This is a genomic window from Pajaroellobacter abortibovis (assembly GCF_001931505.1).
Taxonomy (GTDB): domain Bacteria; phylum Myxococcota_A; class Polyangia; order Polyangiales; family Polyangiaceae; genus Pajaroellobacter; species Pajaroellobacter abortibovis.
Genome location: NZ_CP016908.1, coordinates 84,708 through 96,445, shown reverse-complemented (window position 1 = coordinate 96,445; position 11,738 = coordinate 84,708). Strand labels below are relative to the sequence as shown.

The window sequence follows — 11,738 nt, the reverse complement described above, 5'->3', positions numbered from 1 at the left end:
ACAATTCCTCCATCGCTGTTTCAGGAGGCATATTCTGACGGGTGAACTGCGCATTCAGACGTACCCTTGTGAGAAGTATCATAGAAAGAAAGCCAAGTTTGATCTATAGTAGAAAGGAATCATAGAGATTGATGTCAATCGATGTTTACCCAACATAGCCACTCGATTTCGATAAGGAGCTTTCATTTTACCATTTACCATCTAAGGAGTTAAGAAAGTGAGTCCGTTCTCAGCTAAATCCGATCAACACTCCAATCAAGAAAACCATAAGGACAAGGACAAGGTATCTCCATCTTCGTTTGAGCCTTCGAACGAAGGGAGTGAGACATCGACTGCTGGTTCTCAAGAAGAGAAGAAACAAACAGATGCAGCGGATATGGCACCCAAAGAAAAGACACAAGAGATCTTTGAAATCAAGGATCTATGGATGCGTACGGCTGCTGAGTTTGAAAACTTCCGCAAGCGAACTCGCCGAGAGATAGAAGAGGCAACGCACCATGGCAAAGAAGCGGTCCTCAAAGACCTACTCCCTGTGTTCGACAACTTAGAACGAGGTCTCCAAAGCGCATCCCAAGCAACTGATGTCCAATCGGTTATCGCTGGATTAGAAATGATTCTCAAACAACTTGAGGAGACTTTAAATCGAATGGGTATTCTCAAAATTAAAAGCGTAGGTCAGCCCTTCAATCCAGCCGTTCACGAAGCTATCCAGCATGTAGAGAATGAAGAAAATCCAGCCGGAACCGTCATCGCAGAGGTGCATCCGGGATACAAACATGGAGATCGGCTGCTGCGAGCAGCTATGGTAGTTGTTTCCAAACTCAAAAACTAGAGTTCCTACAACTTGTTTAAGGGGACAAAACATGTATGGATGATCTGAATCGACTTGTTGGAACCACTCTTGCTGGTAAGCATTATCTTAAAAGAGTCACTGGAAGAATAGGGATGGGTGCTGTCTACGAATAGCAGCATACAGGAATTAGCAAGCATTTAGCCATCAAGCTCATCTACGATTCCAACAACCAGTCTGCAGAGATAGAAGCTCGTTTTTCATGCAAAGCACGTGCGGCAAGCACTACTGAAAGCAACCACATCGTCTAAGTGTTCGACGTAGGGCAAGATCCAGCTGCGGGTCTTTTTATAGTTATGGAATTCCTGGAGGGGGAAGACTTAGCGGCTTGCCTCACTCGCGAAAAGAAAACACACTTAGAAAGAGTCTATCGAAATTTTGCTTTAAGTGGGCGAGCACTAGGGAAAGCGCACAAAGTTGGAGTTATTCACCGTGATTTGAAGCCAGCCAATATTTTGGTCCTCGATCGCAAAGAACAACATGTTTACATCAAAATCCTCGATCTCGGGATCTCCAAGTTCCTGCAAGATGAAATAGCAGCAAAGATTGAGGAAGAGGACAACATCTGACTCGCGTTGGGTTTGCAGTTGGAACCCCCCAGTACATACCTCCCGAGCAAACACAGGCCCTCCCAACCGTCGATCATCGAACTGATCTTTGGCCATTGGGGACTGTGCTCTACGAAATTCTTGCAGGGGAACCCACTTACAAAGCGATCCCTTCTTACGAGCAGACCATCTTGTCGATTCTTTTGAAACGACCCACCCCCTCGCCATCAAAGCTCCGTGGGTCCTGACTCTACTCGCTGATTTTGTTAGCTCGCTCATTGATCACGATCCAGAGGCAAGACCTTAAAGCTGTGAGCTCACCGTCCAGACACTAGCCCAAGTTGAGAGAGAGATTTTTCCAAGAAAGAACAATCGTTTCTTCTGATCCCTAGAGAGGCGACAAAAACAAGATCACACGCAATAAAGTGGTTATGCCACCAGTAGTACACAAGCAAAAGAAAAGCCTTCCTCTTAGCAAAACACATCTAAATCCTACCGCCACTCATCAGAAGAACACGTAACAGTCAGCTCCTCCCTGGCACCCACGACATCCTCGAGATTAGCCCTGATCGCAATCATGGCACCGCTCGTGCTCGGAGCAGGACTGGGAGGGATTTGGTGGTGGTGGGCCAAAAAATCAGACCCAATAAACAATAAAGAAGAAGAGCGCGTTTCTCCACAACCTCCTTCCCCCTTTGCTACTCTCGTTGATCCTTCTCAACCACCCGTTATCCTCCCCTAAATTTAATAGGGCTAGAACCGCACGAAACGAGTCCATCCCCTTCTTAACCAATCTTCTCCCACTCTTTTGTGAATCCATCTGCTAAACAAAAGACGTGCTCAAAGCAGAATCCATCGCCTAAATATGAAAAGCTGCAACCACCCCCATCCCCTTCTTCCTCTCGATTCGGAGGAGTTGATGCCTCAGATCAATGCGAATAGAAAACAAATAAGTTATTAAGCCTAGCAAAAGTCCAACTTTTAGAGCATGAGTAATTAAGTTGCTCGGAAATGACAACGGTACAATGAGCAGTTCCACAGTAGAGGATCTTTACCTATCGAAAAGGTCAAATGTAATGGAAAGCCTCTTTTTCACAATGAATTCCTACCGAACATCACGAAGGAAGGTTGCTATCCTTGGTTGGGTAGCCCTTCTATTCTCTTTTCATGCTTCTCCTTCAAAGGCAGCAGCTACAAAACAAGCAAATCCAAAAGCAACCAATGTCCGTGCACCACAGCCTACCCTGCCCTCTACCAATAAGACAAGCGAAGGGAAAAAGCACTTCAATGCTGGACTAAAGCTCTTCAGAGACAAGGTTTATGACGGGGCTCTGGTCGAATTCCAACAAGCGTATGCCCTCGAGAAAAAGCCCTCCGCCTTACGGCATATGGCTCAGTGCCATAGAGAAATGAAGCAGTTTTCAAAAGCTTACGAGGAATTTGACCGCCTTCTCAACGAACACCAAGCCAGCTTAAAAGGAAAAAAGAAAGCAGAAATCAAAAAGGCGCTCAGCGAGCTTGCCCTTGTCACAGGAGTCATTGCAATTACCGTCGATCAACAAGGTGCAAAGATTCTCATTGATGAAAAAGAACAAGGGGAATCTCCTCTCGCCAAACCGATACGGGTCGATGTGGGGAACCACACCGTAAGAGTCATCAAAGCCGGATTTGAAAAAATAGAGTGGCCCATTCAAATGAGCGGAGAGGACACGATTCCCCTTTCCATCACTCTTAAGGCAGAGCCCTTGACAGGCCACATTCTCATTCGAGAAAGAAAAGGGTTGGCTACCCATGTCTACATCGATGGCCAGGGAAAAGGGGCAGCTCCCTGGGAAGGAGATATTCCCGTAGGGGATCATGAAATCGAGCTTCGCGGCCAATCCATTAGTTCACCTAAGGAGAAGGTGAATATCCAAAAAGGTAGCCGTCTCGAGGTCATGCTCACCGCGACTTCCACCACTGGATTTTTTCAGGTCACCACTGTACCCCCCATAGCAGCCATCATTATCGATGGGAAACATCTAGGGACAGGTGGTTGGAAAGGAGAGCTAACCAAAGGGAAACACACTCTTTTGGTGATGGCACCCGCTCATCATGACTTTAGCCGCGAGATTGAAATTCTGAGTGGAGAGACAGTCAGCCAAGATGTCACGCTCGTTCCTTCTTCCAAGCGATATGATCCAGAAAAAGAGAGGGCAGATGAAAAAAAAACCTACTCAGGGTCCTTTATCGATCTGAACTTCATAGGTGCTTTTAATTTGAAAGGACACCCTGACTTTGAATGCCCACCCAGCATGCAATGCACCCACTCTGCATCTGCTGGCGGGGGACTTTCTTTAAGGGCAGGCTATCTCTTTGACTTTGTAGGCATCGAATTAGCCACAGCGCTGATGGGGGATTATCACTCCGAAAAACAAGAAAGAATGGCCAATGGGTTGCCGGGAGATAAATTTGGCATCTACGGGATCAATGGATTCATCGGAGGGGGCCTGCGCTTGATCACCAAGGGAGAGCATGCCCAATTCACGATGGGAGTTGCGCCAGGAATCACGCTCTCCCACTATATCCTGCATCGCTCCAATCCAGACGGCAAAGTCGGTCACGATAACAACCAATACTTTGCTCTTCTATTTGATGCAGGAGTCGCACTTGGCAAATTGGGAAGCTCCAAATTTAGACTGGGAGCGCTTTTGTGGGTCGGTCTCACAGCGAATGATACATCAACCAATCTGCCTATACTCACAGCCACTGGCATCGAGACCACACGATCGAAAAATTATGTCATGGCCAGCGATGTTCAAGTGTATCTTGGACCTACTCTAGGGATTCTGTACGGTTATTAAAGGTTGTTATGTACGATGGAGTCGCCTACCATAAGACACACTCAGCTTGTTCTCGAGATCCAAGCTCACGACTACCGCTATTATGTGCTCGATGACCCGATTATCTCCGATTTCGCTTACGATCAACTCTTTCAAGAGCTTGTAGATCTTGAAAAGGCTCATCCCGAACTGTGTACATCCGATTCTCCTACCCAACGGGTATCGGGGGTACCTCGCGACAGCGTCATTAAAGTGCAACACGCGAACCCCATGTACTCGCTGGACAATAGCTATTCAGAGAAGGAGATTTCTGAATTTCTCAAGCGTGCTTTAAACCGTATAGGAGGACAGCATCCTCTCTCTTTTTGTATAGAACCCAAATTGGACGGGGCCAGTATTGAGGTTATTTACGAAAAAGGCTGTCTCGTAGAAGCCTCAACCCGCGGCGACGGGCTGATAGGAGAAGAAATCACTGCAAATGTACGGACTATTCGTGGACTCCCCTGCCGTATCTCGTACAAAGGGCGCTTGACACTGAGAGGAGAAGTCATCCTCCTTCGGAAATGGTTCAAAGCCACCAACGGAAAACGTCTGGAAGAGGGATTGGAGCCCTTTGCTAATGCCCGCAATGCAGCTGCAGGTTCAATCCGAATGTTGGATGCTCGAGAAGTCCGCAGTCGTCCGCTCCGCCTCCTCCTTTATCAATGTGTGGATGGCCCCTCCTTGCATTCCTCTCACAGCGAAAGCTTGAAGTGGCTCCAGCATCTGGGCTTTCCTGTTCATACCCATTACGTGGTGAGCCAGGCAGAAGATATCTTTGCAACCGTCTCTTCAATTCAATCAAGGCGAGATGAATACCCCTTTGAAATCGATGGAGCCGTTATCAAAATCGACGACTACCATCAACAATCCCTTCTCGGTCACACTTCAAAGTTTCCACGATGGGCCATCGCTTATAAATTTCAACCAGAACGCGCTTACACCTTGGTACAAAACATCGAAGTGCAGGTAGGTCGTACAGGCATTCTTACACCTGTAGCCGTCCTATCTCCTGTAGAACTTGCAGGAACAACCGTATCCCGAGCTTCCCTTCACAATGCGGCTCAAATTACATTGCTGGATATTCGGATTGGGGATCAGGTGCTCATTGAAAAGGCAGGAGAGGTCATTCCCCAGGTCATCAAGATTGAAGCACATCATCGAACGGGCAATGAGCAAAGGTTTCAAATGCCCACATATTGTCCTTCTTGTGGGACTCCTGTAAAAGCCCGTCCTCGAGACGAACAGCGCCCCGAAAAAGGAGATGAAGTCGCTATTCGTTGCCCTAACCGGAGCTGTCCCGCTCAGATTAAAGCTCGGATTCATTATTTTACACGACGATTCGCAATGGACATCGATCACCTGGGGAACGCTCTGATCGAACAATTGGTGGATCGCAAAATCGTCCGCGATGTGACCGATCTCTATTCGTTGACCAAAGAACAATTATTACCCCTAGACCAGATGGGGGAGAAAAGCGTTCAAAATATCCTCGAAGCGATTGAGAAGTCGCGCTCTCGTCCCCTTGGTTCACTTCTATGCGGCCTTGGGATCCCGATGATAGGACAAGTCGCATCGCATCAACTAGCTGTAGAGGTGCGGACGCTGGACAATCTACTGACATGGAAACCCGAACAGCTCAGAGAACACGTAAGCGGCATCCCGGGGTTTGGGCCCAAAATGGTCGAAAGTGTCATGCAGTTCATGACAGACCATGCTGAACATATGCTGCTCAAGAAATTACACCAAAAGGGGATCAGCACGCCGCAACCTATCCCTCAAGTTGCCGAACAAGGCCCTCTCGTTGGTTTATCCATCTGCTTAACTGGAATTCTTTCGCGGAGTCGCGAATCGATCGCCAAAGAGATTCGCTCGAAAGGTGGAGAAGTGCATGACACTGTAAAAAAGACTACTTCCTATCTCGTTACAGGTGAAAAAATAGGGAAATTGAAGCTTGAAAAAGCTAAAAAATGGGGCATCCATCTCTTGACCGAAAAAGAACTGATCGACAAAATGAATATCGAAATGGTTCCAGAAGACCCGATCACGGAAGCAAAATAAGCCTATTGCTTCTGACATACCGTTAGGAAATATAGCATAACAAATAGAGCAGGAGAAGATTCAATTTTTCCGTAGACAGCATACGGCATGCCGGGGATCCCTCTTGCGATGAATCCCTACAGTGAACCTGTCCTTATTAGGGGGGCCATCCTATATGGCCAGGTAGCCATAACGGCTCAATAGGAATCGCTAGCCGTTTTAGCTGCAGCCTTTTTTTGCAGGGAGCTCCCCTCCTACCCCATGCTGTGCGGAATCGGTGGCCTGTTCGTCATAGGACAATAGCGAGCCTCCAGTACTTCAAAACAACACGAGAACAATCATGCGCAAGCCCTTCTTGCATTTCCAACCCCTTCTCTCTATTAAGAGGTAGTTGAAGTCGTTGAATCCCCCACATGCATCTAAGGGTCCACGCGTTGGAAAGGATAGTGTTCATGAGCTTACATGCAATCATTCCTCCCAAGCTTGGAGAGGGGGGGGCTTCTATGGAAACCCCTCCTGACCTCGCTCGAGGAGATTCTGTGAAAGTCATCGCACACCCTGCCCCCACTCAACGCTCTTGGAATAAAGCTATTGGCGATCCACACCCTCAGGAAGCAAAAAACAAGCTCCGATCTCGGGAAATCTCCAAGCCGTCTTTCCCCTTTCCAGAAACCGAGGATGGTTCACTCAACCCGATCGCGCGCGCAAAAGTGCGATCGCATTGACCAAACATCTCTTCCAGAACAACCTCCATGGCCAGAGCTCTTGTTCTAGGGGAAACGGATATTCCTACCGAGGACACAACAACTTTCTGCGCAAGCGGGGCAATCCACCTCTTCGCTATCTCTGGCCTTCATTCAACCTTAATCACTCTTAAAGGCGGGCTTGTTCTTCGAAAATTACTGAGCTGCCTTGGGAGAATAGTTGCGGTTTACAATACCTATCACGCAGAAGTGATCGCTTGGATTACACTAGCCTGGCTTTACCCTGCTTTTCAGGAGCACATGGATCCACCCTGAGAGCAGCCTGGATACTGAACGCAAGTGCCGTAGCGAAGCTGCTCGGAAATCTTATTGAAGGAGGGCAGCCCTTTGGAATTTCTCTCGTCGTCATGGGATGGTTAGACCCACTGGTGACGTACTATCTGTCCTTTCAGCTCTCCATCACAGCCACTTTAGGTCTGTAAATGAGAATGTGCTCTCTCAAATCATGGGTCCAACAACAACTCTTTCCTTCATCCCCATGCTCATCTGATGATGACCAGCCTATTTACCTCTTTATTCTGTAGTCCCCTTCTTTTGCAAGGGGCAGCGACTTGCCCCCTAGCAGGCCTTTTTGCCAATATGTTGGTCGTCCTTTAGGGGAACTGACCGCACTTCCAGCCTGTTTACTTCACGCGCTCCTTTTCATAATGGGGGGAAGAAAACCAAGATGAATCCTATATCCACCTGCAGAACGAACTATAATGGAGAGGAATCCCGATCCCAACACCAAACCAACTATGCAGCTCAAGAAGAGTGGGAGAAGCAATCATCGAGGTTCTCGCTCCATGCTCTTACTCTGCTCCGTCACAAGGAGCCAACAATAACTCATTAGTCATGCGGACCTCCTCTGGAGCTTTTTCACTCCTGTGGTAGGTGATACAGAACAAGAACAGGAACAAAAACTCCTGTCCAATTTCCCCCACTGTCCCCATGCTACCATGCTTAAAGTTGGTCATCACAGCAGCCGAACTTCATCTTATCCGGCATTTCTTGCCGAAGTTCAAGCAAAAAAAGAGGCGATCCTCCCTGTGATAATACACAATCGATCCAGTCATCCGCATGACATCATCCTCCAATCCCTTACTGCATCAGGAGCGCGCTTGTGGCGTACAGATCAACAGGGCTCCATTTTCTTTTTAACCGATAGCGTGACATATCACCCATCTGCTATGGCCTTCACCTCCTTGCAGTTTCCCTAATTCATGTGTATCGTCCCACCTGACTTTTGCGCCATCCATGACTTTTACAGACTCAAGCAAAGAATTAACCTTTTTAGAACAAGCAACTGCTTACTCCACAGCCGATTCCTTCGCTTGATATGCACTTGCCCTCGAATATCGAAATCTACACCGGTTCGAAGATGCTTTGCACACTTTCCAACATCTCCGTACCCACCATCAAGAATATGTACCCCCATGTATTTGATGTGCGGACAGCTTCTTCAACAAATGGAACATTCGAGGAAGCAAAAGAATAGCTGCGGGCAGGAAGCGAGCCCGCCAAAGCAAAAGAAGATCTTCACACACTCAATGAGCTCCATACAGCTCTTCAAGGACTTGATTAAGTTGCATCTATTTTTCAATCTCCCGCTGTAATAGAAGTTCATTTGGATCGTGCCGCCTTGATTTGAGACTTTTCACGTTTGGGGCTATTTTTTTACACAATGCTTCAATCCATCCGATCTTTCACTCGACTTGCTTGGTTTACACTCGCCTACCATGTTCTAGTCATCCTATGGGGCGCATTCGTACGAGCCACAGGCTCAGGAGCCGGATGTGGATACCACTGGCCACAGTGCAATGGCCAGCTGATCCCCCACACCACAGTGATGTCTACCTGGATTGAATTCGGACACCGCATCACTAGTTTTGTTGCTCTCGTCTTGGTGGTCTGGTTGACATGGAGCGCCTTCCGCGTGAGTTCTAAAGGGGCTCCTCTTCGTTACGGCGCCGTTGCTTCCCTCATCTTTCTGATCATGGAAGCACTGATAGGAGCAGTCCTCGTCCTCCTCGAGCTAGTCGCACAAAATACTTCCCTTAAGCGAGGTCTATCCACTTTCTTACACTTGATTAATACGTTTCTTCTGGTTGCTTCTCTCGCTTTAACTGCATGGCTGAGTTCAGGGAATCCCCCTCCACGCATCCAACAAAATCGAACTCTCGCAATATGCATAGCAACAGGACTCTTGAGCGCCTTAGGCGTAGCAGCAACAGGATCCATCGCCGCCCTGGGAGATACCCTCTTCCCAAGCCAAATGCTCACGGAGGGGATTTCTGCAGATTTTCTCCCCACCGCACATCTCTTTCTCCGCCTCCGGATCTATCATCCTCTGTGGGCTCTACTGGCCAGCGGATATCTTCTCGCACTCGTTTTGATCACCCACAGAAAACTTTCCTACCCCCCTCTTGTTCCACTCGGACATTCCCTGATTGGGTGCACCATCCTTCAAGCCATGCTGGGTTTTTTCAATATGGCATTGCTTGCTCCGATTCCCCTACAACTCATTCACCTGCTGATCGCGAACATCATGTGGATTCTCCTCGTTCTCTGGGCTACACGAGCACTTGCTTTCCCTCAATAATTTTCCCTTCTGTATTCGCATCGCGCATTGCATGTTTCAAACACCGTAATCTGAGTCAGAATAGGCAGAGTAGGATAGAGACGATCCCAAATCCACCTCGCGAGCATCTCGCTGGTGGGATTTTGCAGCCCATCAATTTCATTGAGATAGTGATGGTCCAACATCTCTTGCAGAGGCTCCCACGCCTGATGAATCTGCTCAAAGTCAATAAGCCATCCCGTGTTCTCATCCACAGGTCCTTGTACGGCAACTTCTATTCGAAAAGAATGGCCATGCAACCGAGCGCATTTATGTCCAGCGGGAACGCACGGAAGGCGATGGGCGGCCTCAAAACGGAACTCATGAACAAGCTGCATCTTCATGCCTCTTTGCGTGTACCCCATCCTACCCAAAAAATCAACAGACAGACATGCAGCGATGAATCTCAGAGCCCATCGCTACACTTTGCACGCTTTCCCACTTCTCCTCTTGCCAAAAATCCTTTCTTGCGATAAAGAAAGGCCAAGAAAAGGTGGCTATCATGTATATTGCCCTTCCAAAGAAACCACTTAAGGCCAATCGAAACCGCAGCAAACGACATCGCGCTCAACTCAAAGCCAAAAATCGAAATCGCAGGAATCGTCTTTATGGTCGTGTCTAATCGCGGCTGGTAGCAAAGGAGATAAGAAGAAACTCTCTCTGAACTTTCTCAGCCCACGCACGAACAAGGCCTAGATTGGTCCATACATCAAAGAAAACGCCTAAATCGATTTCTTCGCTCACCGTTTGAAGATAGAAGAACAAGCTTTTTTTGTTCATTGTCTTTAAGGAATAGGTGATAAATTCTTTCGTTGTAGAGTAGCATTCCCTTTCCTCCACGGAATTGATCTCCTTATTAAACAACCATTCTTTTTTAAAGTCTCACCGGAAACCAAATAGATGACTTCTTTCCTCTGAAGAAAAGCAGCTCGCGATTGAGCGCTTTTAACAAAGGAATCCAGGAATTGCTGATGTATTTTGCTATTCAAGGCGCAACTGAACACCCACCGCAAGCCCAAATTCTTCCGCTCCTTTCGGCTTATAGATATGCGGGAACAACAATTGACCCTTTAAATCGACCGCTTCACCGAGTGAATACCCCAGTCCAAGCCCCGTTAATAATGTAAAATCCCCTGCCTTAGGATCTATTCGAAAAGCCCCCAAGGGACCGAACCACACCTCCCTATTGATCTGAAACCAAACGCGCACAGGAAAACTGAGTGTATCAAACAATTGAGGTGCCGGAGAAACCATAGGGACATACATACCACTGTCCACCCGCCCCCAATGGCCTAGGTGAATGAAGATAGGAAGAGCAAATACCCCTCCTAAATACGAATTCTCTTCGATAGGGAGAATTGTCCTCCATTCGATTCCCATCTCTACCGTCTTATTCTGCACCATAGCGTACCTTAAACCCAATTCTAAATTAGAGATTGCATCTTGACGGGTGCCATAGGTTTCCGAATCGAAGAGTCGCCCGAACTGATCTGCCTTAAGCAAGCGCAGATTCTGACCCAATCGAATTCCCGTTCGCAGCCCCATTTCAAACTGCGAGGTCAAACCGATAGCTCCTTGCAAATTGAGCCCCCACTCTTGGTCCTGCCTAGGCTTATGAACTGTACCAAGACCAACGTTACACGTACTGGTTCCACTTCTCAAGGTAAGCGGGCGTTCAACCCATGGAACCATTGCATAGCTGGTTGTCCCCATCATCATCAATCCGATCAACAACCCACCTAAAAGAAGAGAGCCCGCCTGCAACCCTCTACCCTTCATTCAAAACTCCTTCCTATCCATCGCACGTTCATTGAAAGGCCCCCGCATGAACTACACCATTGCGATCACCTCACCCACCATCTCTACTATTCTCAGCGTCCGAAGAAATCAATCGCTGTCTATTCACGAGCTCGCTCAGATCTCTCACAGTCTTTCCGCACAACCCCATTTCGAAGAGATACAGAGCTGTTCTTAGATCAAATCGAACAGGGCGCAACAGGAATCCTCGCAGGCAGATTCCAACGTGTGATCTCCCACTCCCTAACAACTCATACTCGCGAGCTTCCGGAAAGCCTT

13 protein-coding genes are annotated in these 11,738 nt (G+C 47.8%); 11 read left to right on the top strand and 2 right to left on the bottom strand.

What is annotated here, in order from left to right; translation table 11 throughout:
• The first annotated feature begins 217 nt into the window (after nucleotides 1-217).
• The 10 genes from grpE (at nucleotide 218) to BCY86_RS00445 (ending at nucleotide 9,644) form a co-directional block, all read left to right on the top strand.
• Nucleotides 218-832: a nucleotide exchange factor GrpE gene (grpE, locus tag BCY86_RS00495; protein ID WP_083604078.1), complete on the top strand. Its 615-nt coding sequence runs from the start codon at nucleotides 218-220 to the stop codon at nucleotides 830-832.
• A 269-nt stretch (nucleotides 833-1,101) separates the two neighbouring features.
• Nucleotides 1,102-1,419 carry a protein kinase domain-containing protein gene (locus tag BCY86_RS00490; RefSeq protein WP_075275948.1) on the top strand — a complete coding sequence of 106 codons (318 nt, stop codon included), beginning with the start codon at nucleotides 1,102-1,104 and terminating at the stop codon, nucleotides 1,417-1,419.
• Nucleotides 1,420-1,975: 556 nt separating this feature from the next.
• Nucleotides 1,976-2,140, top strand: a complete 165-nt coding sequence (locus BCY86_RS09480) for a hypothetical protein (protein WP_156864942.1) — start codon at nucleotides 1,976-1,978, stop codon at nucleotides 2,138-2,140.
• A 355-nt stretch (nucleotides 2,141-2,495) separates the two neighbouring features.
• A complete protein-coding gene (locus BCY86_RS00480; protein WP_172824748.1) occupies nucleotides 2,496-4,241 on the top strand; it encodes a PEGA domain-containing protein in 1,746 nt (581 codons plus the stop codon).
• Nucleotides 4,242-4,256: 15 nt separating this feature from the next.
• A complete protein-coding gene (ligA, locus tag BCY86_RS00475; RefSeq protein WP_075275946.1) occupies nucleotides 4,257-6,320 on the top strand; it encodes an NAD-dependent DNA ligase LigA in 2,064 nt (687 codons plus the stop codon).
• A gap of 431 nt (nucleotides 6,321-6,751) precedes the next feature.
• Nucleotides 6,752-7,024 carry a hypothetical protein gene (locus BCY86_RS00470; RefSeq protein ID WP_075275945.1) on the top strand — a complete coding sequence of 91 codons (273 nt, stop codon included), beginning with the start codon at nucleotides 6,752-6,754 and terminating at the stop codon, nucleotides 7,022-7,024.
• Between the two features lie 27 nt (nucleotides 7,025-7,051).
• Nucleotides 7,052-7,318 (top strand): ComEC/Rec2 family competence protein, encoded by a 267-nt coding sequence (locus BCY86_RS10905; protein WP_075275944.1) that lies wholly within the window; start codon nucleotides 7,052-7,054, stop codon nucleotides 7,316-7,318.
• Complete coding sequence (locus BCY86_RS10900) at nucleotides 7,261-7,485, top strand: ComEC/Rec2 family competence protein (protein ID WP_075275943.1); 225 nt, start codon at nucleotides 7,261-7,263, stop codon at nucleotides 7,483-7,485. Before BCY86_RS10905 ends, BCY86_RS10900 begins: the two co-directional genes overlap by 58 nt.
• 444 nt (nucleotides 7,486-7,929) lie before the next feature.
• Nucleotides 7,930-8,262 (top strand): ComEC/Rec2 family competence protein, encoded by a 333-nt coding sequence (locus BCY86_RS00455; RefSeq protein ID WP_075275942.1) that lies wholly within the window; start codon nucleotides 7,930-7,932, stop codon nucleotides 8,260-8,262.
• Between the two features lie 464 nt (nucleotides 8,263-8,726).
• Nucleotides 8,727-9,644, top strand: coding sequence for a COX15/CtaA family protein (locus tag BCY86_RS00445; RefSeq protein ID WP_075275940.1), 918 nt, complete (start codon nucleotides 8,727-8,729; stop codon nucleotides 9,642-9,644).
• Here the strand turns inward: BCY86_RS00445 and queD are convergent.
• Nucleotides 9,638-10,000 (bottom strand): 6-carboxytetrahydropterin synthase QueD, encoded by a 363-nt coding sequence (gene queD / locus BCY86_RS00440; protein ID WP_075275939.1) that lies wholly within the window; start codon nucleotides 9,998-10,000, stop codon nucleotides 9,638-9,640. The genes BCY86_RS00445 and queD overlap by 7 nt on opposite strands.
• 643 nt (nucleotides 10,001-10,643) lie before the next feature.
• Complete coding sequence (locus BCY86_RS00430; protein ID WP_075275937.1) at nucleotides 10,644-11,441, bottom strand: hypothetical protein; 798 nt, start codon at nucleotides 11,439-11,441, stop codon at nucleotides 10,644-10,646.
• Nucleotides 11,442-11,487: 46 nt separating this feature from the next.
• On the opposite strand from BCY86_RS00430, the gene BCY86_RS09475 reads away from it, so the two are divergent.
• Nucleotides 11,488-11,637, top strand: a complete 150-nt coding sequence (locus BCY86_RS09475; RefSeq protein ID WP_156864941.1) for a hypothetical protein — start codon at nucleotides 11,488-11,490, stop codon at nucleotides 11,635-11,637.
• Nucleotides 11,638-11,738 lie beyond the last annotated feature (101 nt).